This window comes from Verrucomicrobium spinosum DSM 4136 = JCM 18804 (assembly GCF_000172155.1).
Lineage (GTDB): Bacteria > Verrucomicrobiota > Verrucomicrobiia > Verrucomicrobiales > Verrucomicrobiaceae > Verrucomicrobium > Verrucomicrobium spinosum.
Map to the genome: position 1 here is coordinate 3,322,594 of NZ_ABIZ01000001.1, position 15,824 is coordinate 3,338,417.

The 15,824-nt window shown below is 59.1% G+C and carries 14 protein-coding genes; 8 read left to right on the plus strand and 6 right to left on the minus strand.

What is annotated here, in order from left to right; all coding sequences use genetic code 11:
• Positions 1 to 37: 37 nt before the first annotated feature.
• Positions 38 to 1,114 (plus strand): helix-turn-helix transcriptional regulator, encoded by a 1,077-nt coding sequence (locus VSP_RS13460; protein ID WP_009961212.1) that lies wholly within the window; start codon positions 38 to 40, stop codon positions 1,112 to 1,114.
• 178 nt (positions 1,115 to 1,292) lie between these two features.
• On the opposite strand, the gene VSP_RS13465 is transcribed toward VSP_RS13460, so the two are convergent.
• Positions 1,293 to 3,194 (minus strand): sulfatase family protein, encoded by a 1,902-nt coding sequence (locus tag VSP_RS13465; RefSeq protein WP_009961213.1) that lies wholly within the window; start codon positions 3,192 to 3,194, stop codon positions 1,293 to 1,295.
• 74 nt (positions 3,195 to 3,268) lie between these two features.
• Here VSP_RS13465 and hprK point away from each other — a divergent pair, with 74 nt between their 5' ends.
• The 3 genes from hprK to ptsP all read left to right on the plus strand — a co-directional run bounded on the left by hprK (position 3,269) and on the right by ptsP (position 6,438).
• Positions 3,269 to 4,246, plus strand: coding sequence for an HPr(Ser) kinase/phosphatase (gene hprK, locus VSP_RS13470; RefSeq protein WP_009961214.1), 978 nt, complete (start codon positions 3,269 to 3,271; stop codon positions 4,244 to 4,246).
• Between the two features lie 39 nt (positions 4,247 to 4,285).
• Entirely contained in the window at positions 4,286 to 4,561 is a 276-nt protein-coding gene (locus VSP_RS13475) for an HPr family phosphocarrier protein (RefSeq protein ID WP_009961215.1), read from the plus strand.
• 107 nt (positions 4,562 to 4,668) lie between these two features.
• Positions 4,669 to 6,438 (plus strand): phosphoenolpyruvate--protein phosphotransferase, encoded by a 1,770-nt coding sequence (ptsP, locus tag VSP_RS13480; protein WP_009961217.1) that lies wholly within the window; start codon positions 4,669 to 4,671, stop codon positions 6,436 to 6,438.
• Positions 6,439 to 6,468: 30 nt separating this feature from the next.
• On the opposite strand, the gene VSP_RS13485 is transcribed toward ptsP, so the two are convergent.
• Together VSP_RS13485 and rfbD are read right to left on the minus strand one after the other, a co-directional pair.
• The gene (locus tag VSP_RS13485; protein WP_009961220.1) at positions 6,469 to 7,248 is read right to left on the minus strand and encodes a hypothetical protein; all 780 of its coding nucleotides are present in this window, start codon (positions 7,246 to 7,248) and stop codon (positions 6,469 to 6,471) included.
• 300 nt (positions 7,249 to 7,548) lie between these two features.
• Positions 7,549 to 8,439 carry a dTDP-4-dehydrorhamnose reductase gene (gene rfbD / locus VSP_RS13490; RefSeq protein ID WP_157210878.1) on the minus strand — a complete coding sequence of 297 codons (891 nt, stop codon included), beginning with the start codon at positions 8,437 to 8,439 and terminating at the stop codon, positions 7,549 to 7,551.
• A 126-nt stretch (positions 8,440 to 8,565) separates the two neighbouring features.
• On the opposite strand from rfbD, the gene VSP_RS13495 reads away from it, so the two are divergent.
• Positions 8,566 to 9,534: a GDP-mannose 4,6-dehydratase gene (locus VSP_RS13495; RefSeq protein WP_009961222.1), complete on the plus strand. Its 969-nt coding sequence runs from the start codon at positions 8,566 to 8,568 to the stop codon at positions 9,532 to 9,534.
• A 20-nt stretch (positions 9,535 to 9,554) separates the two neighbouring features.
• Here the strand turns inward: VSP_RS13495 and VSP_RS42230 are convergent, their stop codons facing one another.
• From VSP_RS42230 to VSP_RS13510, 3 genes are all read right to left on the minus strand, one after another.
• Positions 9,555 to 9,731 (minus strand): hypothetical protein, encoded by a 177-nt coding sequence (locus VSP_RS42230; protein WP_156345625.1) that lies wholly within the window; start codon positions 9,729 to 9,731, stop codon positions 9,555 to 9,557.
• Between the two features lie 182 nt (positions 9,732 to 9,913).
• Positions 9,914 to 10,906 (minus strand): alpha/beta hydrolase, encoded by a 993-nt coding sequence (locus VSP_RS13505; RefSeq protein ID WP_009961225.1) that lies wholly within the window; start codon positions 10,904 to 10,906, stop codon positions 9,914 to 9,916.
• A gap of 46 nt (positions 10,907 to 10,952) precedes the next feature.
• A complete protein-coding gene (locus VSP_RS13510) occupies positions 10,953 to 11,927 on the minus strand; it encodes a 3-hydroxyacyl-CoA dehydrogenase family protein (protein WP_081452534.1) in 975 nt (324 codons plus the stop codon).
• A gap of 148 nt (positions 11,928 to 12,075) precedes the next feature.
• On the opposite strand from VSP_RS13510, the gene VSP_RS13515 reads away from it, so the two are divergent.
• The 3 genes from VSP_RS13515 to VSP_RS13525 are packed head-to-tail and all read left to right on the plus strand — an operon-like array spanning position 12,076 to position 15,794.
• Positions 12,076 to 13,680 (plus strand): maltokinase N-terminal cap-like domain-containing protein, encoded by a 1,605-nt coding sequence (locus VSP_RS13515; protein WP_009961228.1) that lies wholly within the window; start codon positions 12,076 to 12,078, stop codon positions 13,678 to 13,680.
• 54 nt (positions 13,681 to 13,734) lie between these two features.
• The gene (locus tag VSP_RS13520; protein WP_009961230.1) at positions 13,735 to 15,012 is read left to right on the plus strand and encodes an amidase; all 1,278 of its coding nucleotides are present in this window, start codon (positions 13,735 to 13,737) and stop codon (positions 15,010 to 15,012) included.
• A complete protein-coding gene (locus tag VSP_RS13525) occupies positions 15,009 to 15,794 on the plus strand; it encodes a tetratricopeptide repeat protein (protein WP_232289568.1) in 786 nt (261 codons plus the stop codon). Before VSP_RS13520 ends, VSP_RS13525 begins: the two co-directional genes overlap by 4 nt.
• Positions 15,795 to 15,824 lie beyond the last annotated feature (30 nt).

Consider the following 15,824-nt stretch of genomic DNA (forward strand, 5'->3'; position numbering starts at 1 on the left):
GTTTCAGCGTAGCGCTACCCTGTGTTAAAAAGACGCCATGTTGCAGCACGCCCGTGAAATTGCCCCTTCGGTCTCCTGGGAGATCCTTGTCCGGGTGAAACGCAGCGGCGGCATGTCCGTCAACGAACTGGCGGCGGAGTTGAAAATGTCCTACATGGGCGTGAAACAACACTGCGATGATCTGCGAAAGCAGGGTTATGTGGATACGTGGCGTCGTCCGAAAGGGACGGGGCGCCCCGAGAAAATTTACCGGCCGGCACCCAAGCTCGACCTTGTGCTGACCAACTGGGGAAGTGAACTCTGCCTGGGGCTGCTGGCTCACGCCGCCCAGGCGTATGGGGAGTCTGCCCCGGAGCGCCTGCTTTACAGCTATCTCCAGCAAAAGGCGGAGCGCTGGTCGTCGAAAATGAAGGGTAAGACCCTGCGCGAACGCCTGGTGGAACTGGTGAAGATGCGCAATGCGGACGGGTGGATGGCTGAGCTGGTGACCGATGAGCACGGCACGCGCCTGCTCGATCATCACAGCCCCCTCGCCGAGGTGGCACGCCTCTACCCAAACGTCTGGGAGATGGAGTCTCGGGCGCTGACCAAGGTCCTTGGCATTCCCATTGAGCGCACCGTAAATGGTGCCCGCAGCGAGATGCGACTGATCACGGGCGATGAGGTGCCTGCGTCGGCGGTGGTGCCTGTTTCAACCCTGGTGCAAGCGGTGGCCCCCGTGTTGGAGCCGGAACCTGATCCCGAACCGGAATTTTCCCAGAGCCCTGAGCCTGTGCCGTTGGAGGAAGCTGAGGTCGAACTCGTGGAGCAGGCGGCGCCTTTGCCGAATCCTGCGCCTCCTGCGCCTCCCTTGGTGGAGGAAGGCTCCTCGTGGCCCGAGCCGCTCAGTTCTCCAGTTTTTGCTGATGTGCCCGACGTTAGATTCGAGCCGGAGGATGTGGTAGCGATCGAGGAGGAGCCGACTCTGGCTGCCGAAGCAGAGGAGCCTGACGCACCCTCTCTTGATTCCGCCCCGCTCGAAGTGGTGCCAACTGTTCCGACCCCGAAATCCAAAGCCTCCACTGCGTCTGCCAAAAAAGGTCAGGCAGTGCAGGCTGACTTGTTCGATTTCTAGAGATTCGTGTGAAGGCCTGCACACCACCTGGGCTGTCCGTGACGGTCTCAAGACCTGCCGACTTTGCGTTGCTCATCGGTTGTGAATCTCGATTCACGCCCTCTTCGCGGTTTGTCCTGACTCAAAATGCCTCGCAATACTCCCAGCGTTTTTATCCCAACAGGTTCTCACAATTCGATTACTTGCCGGTGTCTTGGTTTTTGCCAGCAGGTGCGGGCATCCCCAGGTCGGTTGAGATTTTTTCATGGAGGCGCACGACGTATTCCTGAAGTCGTTTTGGGGTGTTGGGATCTCTCAAGGGCAGCGCGGCGATGCGATCCTTAACGGGCAAAGCTTTTTCATCAAGGGCGTCCAGCCCATTGAGCGCCTCCATCGCCGCGGGTTGACTGCTCTGGGTGGGATCAGCCTCCCTCACCAGGAGGGCAAGGCACGCCAGGAGGTCAGATGATGGGCCGTGCAGGCCGATTGCGGAAGCAGCGGCGATGCGTACGCTGGGCGAGGTGTCGCCGAAAAGAACAAGCAGGCGATCATGACCAGCTTGAACTCCGGCGGCTCCGCGCATCTGGAGTCCTAGCACTCCCCAATAACGCATGATGGGATGGGGGTGCGAGAGTGCGTTGACGAACGGAGTGGGGTCGGCATCCGAGTAGCGGGAGGCGCGAGACGCCAAATCGAACACCGCCTCAAAAGGATAGGCCGCCTCAGTCTGGAAGGCGTCCCGGGGTGACTGCTGGTTCCCGGAAATTCGCAGCCGTTCAGCCTCTGGAATGAAGCCCAGATCGCGAACCTGACGGGCCTGGTTCTCCAGAGCTTTCCGCAGGGTGTTCAGGCTTTTCTGGTGTTCGGGAGTCTCTGCCAGATTGTGGATCTCCCATGGATCGGATTGCAGCTCATAGAGCTCTTCCACGGGTTTGGGCTCCCAGAAATGGCGCTGATCGGCATTCAATTTCCCCGCGGCGGCCAGATCCCGCCAGACGCGGGCAGTAGGCATCTGGAACATGTAGCCGAGATGCTGACCGTAGGGCAGATGAGGCATGTAGTGTCGCATATAGACGAAGCGACCATCCGTGACGCTGCGCACCAGATCGTAGCGTTCATCCATGCGCCCGCGGAATCCATGGAGAAACTCCGGGGCGGGGGCGGTGTGGGCTCCCGCGAAGGCTCGTCCTTGTAGGAAAGGGGGGGCATCTTTGCCGATCAGGCTTAGCAGCGTGGGAGCCAGATCCACGAAGCTGACAAGGCGATCAGTCGAACCGCCTGCTTGGTAGCCCTCGGGAGCAAGGTGGGCATACTTGGGTGGAAAATAAACGATGAGCGGCACCTGCAGTCCGCTGTTGTATGGCCATCTCTTGCTCCGGGGCATCCCTGCACCGTGATCGCCGTAGTAGAAGACGATGGTGGTCTCTGCCAGACCGGATTCGTCCAGCTCCTTCAGTCGCCGACCCACTTCCTGATCCATCTCTGTGAGTTTGTCATAATACTGCGCCCAGTCGTGCCGCACTTCCGGCGTATCAGGATGGTAAGGGGGGAGGGGGGCCGCTGCGGGATCATGCACCAGCTTGTGACCGGGTGTCCGGATCTGGCTCTCGTGCGAGATCGTCGTGTTAAAGACCGCGAAAAACGGCTGATTTGCGGGCCGCTTGTTGTAGTGCGCCTTGGCACTGCTTTCGTCCCAGGTGCCATCAGGCTTGTCCAGGTTGTAGTCTTCCTTGCTGTTGTTGGTGCAGTAGTAGCCTGCCGCCCGCAGCAGTTGCGGATAGAGCAGGGTCCCGGCGGGCAGGGGAACCATGGATCGCATGTGCTCACCGCCATCGCCCGTGGGGTAGCGCCCGCTGATGATGGTGGTGCGGGCCGGGGCGCACACGGGTGCGTTGGACCATGCCTTGTTGTACCGCAGACCGCGGGCCGCCAGCGCATCAAGGTTGGGCGTCCTGGCGTACTTGTCGCCATAACAACCCAGTTGCGGTCCGTTGTCCTCACTGGTCAGCCACAAAATATTGGGCGGGGTTTCCGCATGGGTCGTGGCGGGAGGAATAAACAGAAGCAGTAAAAAGAGCAGAAGGAGGCGACGGGGATGCATCCCGCTAAGACGAAGTGGGAGAGCCCTGAATTGCAACCATTTGCCCATGGGCCGAAAGCCTCTATGGTGGGCTCATGCCAGAGCATGTCATCCATCACAAGGTCAAACGGCCGTCGTCCATCACCGTGGGCGAGTTCTTTGAGCGGAACCGGGAGGCACTCAAGCTCAAGCTGATGGGAACGGTGACGGGATTCTCCCGGAAAATCAATGAACCCTCGGTCAACCGACCGGGCTTGGCCCTGAGCGGATTCTTCACCTATTTTGCCTACAAGCGCATCCAGGTCATCGGCAACTCGGAGGTCTCCTATCTCAACGGGTTGGCCCCAGAGGAAGCCGGCCGCCGGTTCAGACAACTCTGCATGGCGGACATCCCTTGTCTGGTTGTGGCGAGAGAAAAGCGACTGAACCAGGATTTGATCCGGGTCGCGGATGATAATGGCATCAGCGTCTTCCAGACTTCCATGGTGACCATGAAATTCATCAACGCTGCCACCATCCGTCTGGACTGGGCGTTTGCGCCCACCACGGTCATTCACGGATGCCTCGTGGATGTCCAGGGGGTGGGAGTGCTGATCCAGGGCCCCAGTGGTAGTGGTAAGAGTGAGGCAGTCCTTGGGCTTTTGGAGCGCGGGGCCAGCATGGTGGCAGACGACGCCGTGCACTTTCGCATGATCGAGGAGCGCGAGATCCATGGCCGGGCTCCTGACCTGACCCGCAATCTCATCGAAGTGCGGGGAATTGGCCTGCTGAATGTTGCCGCCATCTTCGGCGTGGGGGCGGTTCGGTTGTCTAAACGACTTGACCTGGTCACCCAATTGTTGCCCGATGCAGACCTGAGTGAAGTTGAACGGTTTGACGCGGGCACACACACGGTGAACATTCTGGGAATGGATGTTCCACTTCTTCAAGTACCGGTCGTCGCCGGTCGTGATGTGGCCGGACTCATCGAAATTGCCGCCCTAAACCACAAACTGAGAACCTTTGGCTACAACAGCGCCGCGGAATTCGACCAAAGGCTCTTGAAAAAAATGGCGGATGAGCAATCAGGGTAGCCTCAGATCGCACTCTTGGCCGTTAGGAAAAAAGACAGCATGAGCACTTGCACCCAAGAATTTACCATCAGCAACAAACTGGGCATGCATGCGCGCCCTGCAGCGCAATTCGTCAAGAGAGCCAGCAAGTACAAGTGTAATGTCTGGGTGGAGAAGGATGACGAGCAAGTGAATGGCAAGAGCATCATGGGTCTCATGATGCTGGCCGCCGGCCACGGAGCGAAAATCATCGTCACTGCGGAGGGGGCCGATGCCGAGGCTGCTGTCAAGGAACTTGGCTCTCTCATCCAAAGTGGGTTTGACGACGGGGACTGACGCTGCTTGCATAGGCGCCTCAGTGAACCTTCTTATCCCTTGCTGGCATGATTCCCGCTAACGCGGGGGTCGTCATTTGCCTTCTAGGGGGTCATTCCTCATCTCTCATGCCCGAAACCGCCATCAAGACCGAGCGCGTATTTTTAGGCACGCCCGTCTCTGGCGGCGTGGCTCGCGGGGTCGTGCGTCTCATTGGAGGCGCCTTCGAAGAACCCCACCGCCGGATCATCCCGAGGGGGAAGATCGATGCAGAGATCGAGTGCTTCTATGCGGCTGTCGAAGCAACGCGTGAGGAACTGGAGGCCCTCATGGCGCGACTGGACGGAGAGGAGGACCGCCACTCCAGAGAGATCCTGGAAATGCACACCATGGTGCTGAACGACAGCCTGATCACTGACCAGGTGGAGGAGGCGATCCGGGAATATCGGGAGTGTGCCGAGTACGCCTACTATCGGGTGGTCCGCAAATGCATTGACTCATTTCAGCGCATCCCAGACTCCTACATGCGCGAGCGAGCGCTCGATATTCGTGATGTCGCCCAGCGGGTCTTGCGTCACCTCACCGGAGACAAGCGGGAAGTGGACCACTCGGACACTCCTGCCGTGTGTATTGCCCATGACCTGACTCCCAGTGAGACCGCGCAGCTTGACCGGAATCAAGTCCTCGGTTTTGCGGTGGAACTTGGGAGCAAGACTTCCCATACCGCCATCGTGGCCCGGTCGCTCAATCTCCCTGCCGTGGTGCGTCTGCATGGGATTTGCGAAGAACTTTACAATGGAGACGAGGTGCTCCTCGACGGAGATGAGGGGCTGTTGATCCTCAATCCCACCAAGGAAACCCTGGCGCGCTATCGCAAGCGTGAGGCCGCTGCGGAGAAGCGTGAGGCTGCCTTGCTGGCCCAATGTGGGGAGCCCGCAGTCACTCTCGACGATCGGCGCATCACTGTCGCCGCCAATGCAGAGTTCGTGGAGGAGATTCCCCACATTCAGGAGTGCGGTGCCGAGGGGGTGGGTCTCTTCCGTACAGAGTTCCTCTATTTGGAAAATCCTGACGCGCCTGAGGAAAAGCTCATTGAGGTCTATACTGAGGTAGTCAGGGCCATGGCCCCTCAACTGGTGGTCTTCCGCACCCTGGATCTTGGCGGTGACAAACTGGACCCCGCGTATGCCGAGGAGGCGGAGCAGAATCCTTTCTTGGGCTGGCGGGGCATTCGAGTTTCCCTCGCCCGGCCGGAAGTCTTCAAGCGGCAGTTGCGGGCGATCCTGAAGGCGAGCCAGTACGGGCGCGTGGCCATCATGTACCCCATGGTGTCCAGTGTCCGTGAAGTCGTCGAGGCGAACCAACTACTCGACGAATGTCAGGCGGAGCTCACGGCGGCAGGGGAAGCCTTTGATCCCAAGATCCAGCGGGGTGCCATGATCGAGATTCCCAGTGCCGCGGTCATCGCTGACCTGTTGGCACCTCATGTGGACTTTTTCAGCATCGGGACGAATGACCTTGTGCAATACACCCTGGCGGTGGACAGGGTGAATGAGCGCGTCTCAGAACTCTACCAGCCCTCCCATCCCGCCGTGTTACGGTTGATCAAGACGGTCGTGGAGGCGGCGCACCGTCAAGACGTCTGGGTGGGAATGTGCGGGGAGATGGCTGGAGACATCGCCTTGACTCCGTTGCTGGTGGGATTGGGGCTTGATGAGCTGAGCGCCTCCAGTGGCCAGGTTGCCAAGGTCAAACACGCCATACGGAAGCTAAATTCCGTCGAATGCGTGGAGTTGCTGGAACGCAGCCTGAAGGAGTCGGACGCGCTGAAGATCCAGCATGAGGCACAGAAATTCGCCCGGAAGCATTATGGCGACCTGATGCCTGAGACCCACTAGGCTTTGTGAAGCAAAGTAGGAATCCGCCTTTCATGCAGGTAACGCCGCTACAGGGGCGGTTTTTTTGCCTCGCGCTGATTTTTGGCTGGCAGGGAGACGCTCATTGACTGCAATGGCAGCGCGACAAGCATCGCCAAAGAGCAGGCGACGCGCGGGGTCGAGTTGAGCCGACAGCTTGACCATCCATTTCTGCAGCAGTCCCTGAAGAGGCATGTGGGTCCACTCGTGTGCCAGGGCGTCGCTTAGATCGAGATCGATGGTGTGAATCTCCGTTTCCAACTCGGCAGAAGGTGCGGGGAGGGTGACGTCCACTCCATCCAGCAGGTCCATCATGCGGGCTGCTCTGCTATTTTCCCAGACCGTCTCGGCCTCATCGTACTCGCTTCCGGTAGCCATGTGGAAGACGGCGTACTGCACCTGATCTCCATACGTCCGCGCGGCAGAGAGCACGCCATCGAAGCTCTCCTCGTCACTGGTTACCGGCAGGGCCATCAATATCTCCAGTGCGTCCCGTTCGAGAGATGCCAGAATGCTGAAGTGTTCGAGGTGCTCGGAGACCGCTTCTGCAAGCCCTGACTCCACCTCCAGCAGCACCAGATCGACCGCTTGAAGGTAAGGTTCCAGGCCATTTTGATAGAGGGCATCCACCGACAGGCGCTGGATACCATCTTCATCATCCCCCTCTGCTTCCGTGAGGCAAAGCGCCAGATGAGGCACTTGATGGCGATCCAAGTAACGCTGGAGGACACGCATAAGAGTGGTTTTACCGGACCCCGTGAAGTCGTTTTGGATGAGAATCAGCCTCTTCATAGAAAGTGGTGTGGGTTAACTTTGATAATCTATATAAATACAACGAATGCCAGTCAATATGAAAATTATGGTTAAATTGATAATTTCTAAAGCATCTGGTGCGATGTGACATAGTGCTGGCCGAAAATTTTTAAACAACTTGGAAAATCACCCCCATTTGGGTGATCGGTATAGCGCTGGGGGCGGCTCGAGGCCGGTACAGCATTCTAGCTATGTCCCGAGTTGATTTAGCCCGGCTCGGCTTGAAATGGGTACGGTGAGTCGGAGGCAATAACCCCAGCCAATGCAACGAGCACCGTTCTAGAGGTACTGTCCGCGCAGATAGTCTTCCAGCGCTTCCTGCCAGGCCCTCGGCGTGGTGCCAGAGAGTTCCATATAGCGGCTGATGTCAAAAGCGGTGAACTCCGGTCGGGCCGCTTTGAAAGCGGGGAAATTCACCCGAGACTGACCTTGCACGGTAGTCGCTCGCAACGGCAAACCGAGTGAGGCAGCGATGTCGAGCGTCTTCTGCCCGTACTCCTGCCAAGTGCAGGAACCGCTATTGCAGAGGTGGAGGATGCCGCGATACCGGGTGTCCGAGATCATGGGCTCAATCCATTCAGCGAGATCATCGCTGAAAGTGGGGCAGGATACCTTGTCGGCGATGGCGAAGACTTCGTCATTCTCCAGCGCGCGTTTGAGAATCATGTCCGGAAAACTGGGCCGGTCTTTGCCAAAAAGCCAGGAAACGCGCACTACCAGGAACTCGGGAGAGGCATTCAGCACCGCTTGCTCGCCTACCAGCTTGTGTCGTCCATAGACATTGATGGGCTCTGCCAGGTCGCTCTCCTTGCGGGGGAGAGGGTCATTCCCGCTGAAGACATAGTCAGTACTGATGTGGATCAACCTCGCACCATGAACCTTGCAGTACTCAGCGAGCCTGGCAGGGGCCTCGGCGTTCGTCTTGAGAGACTCTTCGGGGTGCTCTTCACAGAGGTCCACATTCGTTGTGCCCGCCGTGTAGATCACCACGCTGGGGTGGTGACTTTGCAAGTATGGAACAATCGCATCTGACTGCGAGAGGTCGAGGTCTGCGCGACGCACCGGCACCACATCATGTTTCGGGGCATACTTCGTCACGAGCGCTGAGCCCAGCCGCCCGCCCGCTCCAATGATGACAACCTTTCCGCCCTGAGTCATGCGAGCGGGCATAGTGGCGTGATCAGGGGGGGAGGCAAGCAGTTTCTGCTCGTCGCATTTCGGGGGCATCGGTCAAACTCCTGTCCGCCTCGCCTTCGATCTTGCTCAGAGTCAAGATCGTGCCACGATGGCGTGAGAATGAAGCGGGCACTCATCACTGGGATCACGGGGCAGGATGGCACCTATTTGGCGGAACATCTGCTCTCTCTCGGGTATGAAGTGCATGGTCTGGTGCGCCAGACGAATCTCGAAAGTCTGGAAGGAGGGAGGACTGGGGGGGGGCTTAGTCAGTGCCTCTTGCATGCGATCAGTCTGGACAGCTTTCCCGGGCTGCACCGCCTCATCAAGAAGTACAAGTTCGATGAGTGCTATCACCTCGCTTCAGTGAGCTTCGTGGGCGAGCATCTGGCGGATGGTTTTCACACCATGTTTGCCAACATCAGTGGCACCCATTTCCTGCTCGCCACCCTTCAGGATCTGCAACCGGACTGCCGGTTCTACTTTGCGGGGAGCAGTGAGATGTTTGGTCGGCCCACAGAGGCTCCCCAGTCGGAGCAAACGCCATTTCTTCCGCGCAATCCTTACGGTATCAGCAAGGTGACTTCTCATCATCTGGTGCGGAACTACCGGGAGTCTTATGGGATGTATTGCGTGACCGGCATTTTATACAATCATGAGAGTCCCAGACGTCGTCCTGAATTTGTGACGCGCAAAATCACCCGGGCGGTAGCCCGGATCGCGTCAGGGCAAAAACAACATCTCGAACTGGGGAATCTGGACGCCCTTAGAGACTGGGGCTATGCGCCGGACTACGTGCGTGCGATGCATTTGATGGTCACGCAGCCTGCGCCCAAGGACTATGTTCTCGCCACCGGCCATCTGCGCACCGTCCGTGAATTTTGCGCGGCGGCCTTCTCGCAGGTAGGATTGGATTGGCAGGAGCATGTGGTCAGCGTTGATCGCTTTTTCCGTCAGGAGGACGCTGTGCCATTGGTGGGAGATTCCAGCCTCATTCGTGCTGAGCTGGGGTGGTCCCCCAAGTGCACCTTTGATGAGATGGTTCGTGAGATGGTGGAATATGACTTGACCCTCGTCAGGCAGCCTTGACGGGAGATCTCTCCCCGCTCTTATGGCCGGGCTTCGACCGGCTGCGCTGACTTTCCGGCCTCCTCATGCCCTTGGGACCAGATCATGCCCCAAGTGATGATGGTGGCGATGAAGGCGAACAGAATGGCGAGGACGACTCCGACAAGCAGGGCTCGATTCTTGGGAATGGGGGCGGGGTTGGGTGGTTCCAATTTCATGGGGGCACGAGGTTGCTGGAGATGAGTTCCTGCCACTGAATCGCGAGTCCCCATGCGACTGACCGCGAGGAAGTCTGCATGCGCCTCCCAGTGGGGGAGGGCTGGGAGGGCTGGGAGGGCAACTTGGAAGGCCCAGCTTGTCTGGTTCAGGGAAATTGACTTCCCGCCGCCATGAGGGGGTGTTACTTCGTTGCCGCAGCCGGCTGCGATGGGACAGGGGTTGTCGCAGGCTTCTTCACTGGTGTACTGGGCAGGGTGGTGGTGCCGAGCTTGAAGGGGGCGCTGGGTTCCTGACTCAGCAACTGGAACTTGAACCATTCCACCATACGGGTGGTGTCCTGGGGCATCTCCTGCCAGCCGCCGTGGCCGGCGCCATCGCGAATGAGGAGCTCGCACTTCACGCCAAGCTCCTGGCACTTTTCATGAAATCTTGTGGATTGAGTGTGGGAGACCTGAGGATCCGCATTGCCGTGCACGATGAAGATGGGGGGCTGGCCCTTGTGCGCCCAGTAGATCGGGGAGAGCTCTCGTCCCAGCTTTTCCCGGCCTTCGGGCGTATCGGACTCGGGGCCGAACGCTGCTTTGTACGCGGCGAGGCGCCCGATCCCCACGGCGTTGTCCCCTGGCTCAAACCAGTTGAGGTAGTCGGTGGGTGGGTAGAAACAGGCCACGGCATTGACAGCGCTGCTCTGGCGATCCACGGGGTCCTTGGCTTTGGGATCTCCAGCGCCTCCGCGGGTGGCGAGCATGAGGCTGAGGTGGCCTCCGGCGCTGCTCCCCGTCACACCCAGCTTGTTGGGATCCACGCCGTATTTGGCGGCATTGGTGCGGATGAATCGGACGGCTCTATTCAGGTCGGCGACGATCTCCGTCACTTGGAAGCGGGGCTGGGTGCCGTGGACCACGACAAAGGTGGTGAAGCCGGCCTGGGGCCAGCCTCCGTCATTGATGCCGTTGTGGTTGGACTTCCATCCTCCACTGACAATCTTGATCACGCCTGCACCGTTGGGATTGGCGGGCTTGAAGATGTCCATGGTCAATGCCACCCCATCGTGTTTGGTGTAGATCACGTCTGTAATGCGTTCGACTTGGGCGGGTGACTCGGCTTGAGCGGCGCTCCAACAGAGCGTGAGGCCTACGGCGAAGAGGGAGAGGAATCGTGCAGGTTGTTTCATGGAATCAAATTGAGGAAAGCGAGGTTGATGTGGGCCTGACACCGATTCAGGGGTGCTCGTCCAGCGCCCCTTGTTCCTTCAGGAACTGGAGTTGTTGCACCACCTGCCGGTCGCGAAGGGCCACCAGCCCGGCGGCGTCCCGGTTTGTCCAGTCATAGAAGCCTTGCCCTGCTTTCATGCCGGTGTGGCCGTCTTGAAGGCGGGTGGTGAGAGATCGTGCGGGTTCGTGGTTGGCAGCCAGGTGGGGAAAGAGGTAGGTCTCAATGCTCTGCACAAGGGGCAGGCCTACAAGGTCCATGTTTTCAAACGGACCCAGAGCTGGCAGGCGGAGCGCAAAAGTCCATTTCACGACGCGGTCCACATCTTGCGCTGTGCACACGCCGGCATCCACCAGAGCCAGAGCCTCCCGCCACATGGCATGCTGGAGGCGGTTGCCGATGAAGCCGGGCACATCGGCACAGCGCACGGCGATTTTGCCCGCATGCTGGAGGAGGGTCATTGCCCGTTCCGCCTGAGCTTCTGGGGTGCCCGCACCAGGGATGACCTCCACTACAGGAATGAGGTGAGGGGGATTCCAGAAGTGCGCCCCCACCAAGATGCCCTCCAGGCCGCTGCCTCGGGCCATGTCTGTGACGCAGAGAGCGCTGGTGCAGGTCATGATCAGCGCCTTGCGCTCCCGGCAATGCGTGAGTTGGCTGAGTAGGGCGGTCTTCTGTTCCATTTCCTCCGCCACGCATTCCAGAATGGCATCGGAGGTCCGATCTATCTGCTCCAGGCTGGATTCCAGCGTCAGAGTGCCCCCTGCATGCGGAGCGGGACCGAAGTGCTCGTTCAGAAAGGCTTCTGTTGCATCCGTGGTTTCTTTGATCTGGGGGTGTTTGGCCACGTTGCGGGCCCAGAGCGCCACGGCATGCCCCGCCCGTCGAAACAGCACGGCGGCGGCGGCTCCCATCTGCCCCGCTCCGAGGATGCCAATGCACTGAGGTGAGAGAGGCGGGGTAGGGGAGGTGGCAGTGGACATGGGTGTAGAGCGAGCTGGCTATAACGGTGAGTGAGTGGCAAACCAATCTCGTCAGGGGCAGAAAATGGCTGGATTCAACTGGATTCAACTGGATTCACTCCGGGTCTCCGCTAGCGTGGCCCCAGGCTCCTTCCAGACAAGACCTCGCATGACAGACCCGCCGGAAACGGATGCTATCAAAGGGATCGACCTGGCTGGCCGGTTGGCGGACTGGCCAAAGATGCTCGTCACTCATCTGGAAACTCAAGTGTTGCCGGAGTACTTCTTTGCGAGCCGGTGGTTCGGAGGCAAGAGGCGGACCCTCCAGCAATTGCGCGTTATTCGTGCGGTGCCGGGACCTTGGCCTGGCGAGGTTCGCCTTTTCATCGCTGAAGTGACTTATGCGGACTCGGAAAGGGAGGAATACCTGTTGCCCCTGGCGGTGGTGTCGAAGGTTCAACTCGACCACGAGGTGGAGGGGAAGCCCGCCACGATGGTCTCCAAATTGGGGCCGGATGACGTCCTGGTGGATGCGCTTACGCTTCCGGCCTTTCGGGCTGCCCTGCTGGCGGTTCTGAGCGGGGCCGATACCATGGTGGGCGGTCTGAAGCCCGCGGGAGAAGGTCTGGCGGCTGCCTTGGAGGAATACGGCAGTGCGACCCGTTTTATGAGCGTGGAGCAGTCCAATGCCTCCGTCGCGGTGGGTCCCCGATTGTGGCTCAAGGTTTACCGTAAGCTTGAGCGGGGCCAGCACGTGGAGGTGGAGGTGATGAAACATTTGCACTGTTCAGGTGCCTTTGCCCACATTCCGCCTGTTCACGGCAGTTTGAGCCTTTCTACAGGGCAAGGAGAATCGACAGTGGCAGTCCTGATGGAGAGAGTCGGCCATGTGGGCGATGGCTGGGCCTCGGCACTCAACTGTCTGGCCAAAGGGTTCGACGAGCTGATGGTCGGCGATTTCCCTGGTTCTGCTGCTGTGGGGAGAGAGTTCCCTGCACCCATGCAGCGATTCTTGGCTCGTGCCCGGCAACTGGGACGGCGTACGGGGGAGTTGCATGGGGCTCTGGCCCTTCCGGGGGGCGAAGGGCGGGCCTTTGCTCCAGAACCGTGGACGGCAGAAGATGCGCAACAATTGCAGCAGGCAACCCGTGATGCAGTGGAGCGGCTCCTGGCTAGCCTTCAAGCTGAAGCGGCGGCAAGGCCACCCGAGTGGGCTCCCTTGGCAAGCCGGATTCTGAAAGGCCAGGATGCCTTGTTGGCCAGAATGGGAATGCCGCCATCCAACCTAGCCGGGGGGCAGAAGATTCGCATTCATGGGGACCTTCACCTCGCGCAGGTGCTGGACACAGGGGTAGATTTCGTGTTCATCGACTTCGAAGGGGAACCCTCGCTGGCAATGAATGAGCGGAGGTTCAAGCGCCCTGCTCTAAAGGATGTGGCCGGAATGCTGCGCTCTTTTCAATATGCGGCTGCGGCGGCACTGAAGAATCGCTCCACGGAGGAGCGCTTGACGCTGGAGGAGGTGGCGATGGCCTGGGCCTCCGAGGCCTGTCGGAACTATTTGAAGGGGTATAGAGAGACGGCGGAGGGTAGGGGCTTTTTGCCGGATTCGGCGTTGGCGTTCGAAGATCAGTTGTCCATCCTGCTGCTGGAAAAGGTGGCGGCAGAGGTGCAGTACGAATTGAGCTACCGTCCGTCTTGGGCGGACATCCCATTGGGGGCGGTTTGCAGTTTGATAAATCCGGACAAATCCGCTTTCTCGAACTCGTTGTGATCCAACACTGTGGCGGATGTTCCCCCCGGGGGAGGTATTGAACAATTCTTCATCATGCACCCCAAGCTTTTTGTACTCGGGTTGGTCTTTGCGGTGGGAATGTCTGGCAGCCTCACCAGCTGTAAAAGCCCTGTCAAGGAGCTTAGAGGAGATCGGGCTTTCATTAGCTACAGACCTCCTCCCGAGGGCTCCCACTACGTGAAGGTGGCGGTAAAAGATCTCATCGATGTCAAAGGGGAGGTCACCACGGCAGGCTCTGAGTACCTCTACAAGCATGCTGCGCCCGCGCAGCAAGATGCGGTCTGCATGAGGCCAGTGCGTCAGAGGAACGTCTGGATCGTCGGAAAGACAAACCTCAACGAGTTGGCGTTGGGGGTGACGGGCATCAACCATTACTTTGGCACCCCGAAGAACCATCTTGCTGGTGAGCGTCGGCTCATGCCAGGCGGTTCTTCCAGTGGGTCGGCGGTGGCGGTGGCCAACGGCAAGGCGGATATTGCAATCGGGACCGACACGGCGGGTTCCATCCGGACACCCTCGGCATGCTGCGGAATATTTGGGCTGAAGACCACGAAAGGTCTCATCTCGTTGAAGGGGGTGCATCCCATTTCTCCAAAACACCTGGATACGGTGGGACCGATGGCCAACAATGTGCCCAAGCTTGTGGAAGGGATGGACCTGCTCAAACCTGGCACAGCCGCGGCGTATGCGGAGCAGGTGGCGGATCAACCCAGTGGCCGAGGCATTCGGGTGGGACGCCTCTACATTCCAGGCACGGACAAGGCTGTGGATGACGCGGTGGATCGAGCCCTCACGGAGGCGGGCTTCAAGATTGTGCGGTTGAACAAGGCCTTCGAAGACGCTTGGGATCAGGCCCAGTCTCATGGCAACAACATCGCGGTAGCAGAAGGGTATGAGAGCGACAAGGAGTTTCTCGACAAACGCGGGGTGACATCTGCCACCAAGGCCGCCCTTTTGCTGGGGGATCTGAAGCATGATCGCCGTAGCTACGATGAGGCGCTGGCTTGGAAATCGACGTGGCAGCGCATCCTGAATCGGAAATTTTTGCAAGTCGATTTCATTGCTTTGCCCACTTTGAAGGGCCCTCCCCTGCGGATCCCGTTCATCGGCAAGACGGCCGTTTTTGAGGCGCTTGTATTGGGCTATCAGAATACAGTCCCAGTGAATTACGCAGGAAATCCCGCTGTGGCCATTCCCATACCGCTTGAGAACAAACGGATTCCGGTCACCAGCCTTCAGCTTATCGGGCCCAGAAATAGTGAAGCAAAGCTTTTGAACGCCGCCAGAATCGTTGCGTCCAAGAGCGCATGATGTGCCTTCCCTCTTACCGCCTTGGCAATCGTGCTGGGGTGCTTCTCACGTCGGCCCTGCTGATCGCCGGGGTCTGTGTTCAGGCCGAGACTCCTGAGCAACTCATGAAGGAAGCTGATGCTCATGATACGAAGCTGGAGGCCTCGCAGGCGCTGGACGACTACTTGAAGCTTGAGCAGCTCCAGCCGAACAATGCGGATGTCCTCGTGCGGATCGCCCGTCAGTACCGGCATCTGATGGCGGATGCCAAGTCCGCTGGCGAGAAGCAGCGGCTGGGTGCCACCGCTCTGGAGTACGGCCGCCGTGCAGCAGCGCTCGCTCCGATGAACTCCGACGCTCAGCTTTCCTGCGCGATCAGTTATGGCAAAATGCTGCCGCTACAGAGCAACAAGGAACAGGTGGCCTGCTCCAAGTTGATCAAGGAAGGGGCGGAAAAGGCGATCAGGCTGAACTCCAACAATGACCTGGCCTGGCACATCTTGGGCCGTTGGCATCGTGGAGTGGCGAGTGTTGGTGCGGTGAAAAAGGCTCTGGCGTCCATGATCTATGACAAGCTGCCTGACGCGACCAATGAGGAAGCAGCAGAGTGTCTGGAGAAGGCTGCCAAACTTAATCCCAACCGTTTGATGCATCAGATTGAGCTTGGTCGCACCTACGCCCAGATGGGCCGTACGGAAGAGGCCCGTCGAGTCCTTAAACGGGGCTTGGCCATGCCGAGTGTGGAGAAGGATGATGCGGCCATGAAAGAGGCTGGGAGGGAAACGCTGGCATCTCTGAACTAAGCGGTCGTCGTTCGTTTTTTTGAACCCCAA

Excerpts from the sequence above, each read along its gene's own strand:
- hprK (WP_009961214.1), top strand. The coding sequence starts at position 3,269 with ATGCCAGAGCATGTCATCCATCACAAGGTCAAACGGCCGTCGTCCATC.
- VSP_RS13505 (WP_009961225.1), bottom strand. The coding sequence starts at position 10,906 with ATGAAACAACCTGCACGATTCCTCTCCCTCTTCGCCGTAGGCCTCACG.
- VSP_RS42230 (WP_156345625.1), bottom strand. The coding sequence starts at position 9,731 with ATGAAATTGGAACCACCCAACCCCGCCCCCATTCCCAAGAATCGAGCC.
- VSP_RS13475 (WP_009961215.1), top strand. The coding sequence starts at position 4,286 with ATGAGCACTTGCACCCAAGAATTTACCATCAGCAACAAACTGGGCATG.
- VSP_RS13460 (WP_009961212.1), top strand. The coding sequence starts at position 38 with ATGTTGCAGCACGCCCGTGAAATTGCCCCTTCGGTCTCCTGGGAGATC.
- VSP_RS13495 (WP_009961222.1), top strand. The coding sequence starts at position 8,566 with ATGAAGCGGGCACTCATCACTGGGATCACGGGGCAGGATGGCACCTAT.
- VSP_RS13525 (WP_232289568.1), top strand. The coding sequence starts at position 15,009 with ATGATGTGCCTTCCCTCTTACCGCCTTGGCAATCGTGCTGGGGTGCTT.
- VSP_RS13465 (WP_009961213.1), bottom strand. The coding sequence starts at position 3,194 with ATGCATCCCCGTCGCCTCCTTCTGCTCTTTTTACTGCTTCTGTTTATT.
- VSP_RS13520 (WP_009961230.1), top strand. The coding sequence starts at position 13,735 with ATGCACCCCAAGCTTTTTGTACTCGGGTTGGTCTTTGCGGTGGGAATG.
- VSP_RS13515 (WP_009961228.1), top strand. The coding sequence starts at position 12,076 with ATGACAGACCCGCCGGAAACGGATGCTATCAAAGGGATCGACCTGGCT.
- VSP_RS13510 (WP_081452534.1), bottom strand. The coding sequence starts at position 11,927 with ATGTCCACTGCCACCTCCCCTACCCCGCCTCTCTCACCTCAGTGCATT.
- ptsP (WP_009961217.1), top strand. The coding sequence starts at position 4,669 with ATGCCCGAAACCGCCATCAAGACCGAGCGCGTATTTTTAGGCACGCCC.
- VSP_RS13485 (WP_009961220.1), bottom strand. The coding sequence starts at position 7,248 with ATGAAGAGGCTGATTCTCATCCAAAACGACTTCACGGGGTCCGGTAAA.
- rfbD (WP_157210878.1), bottom strand. The coding sequence starts at position 8,439 with ATGCCCGCTCGCATGACTCAGGGCGGAAAGGTTGTCATCATTGGAGCG.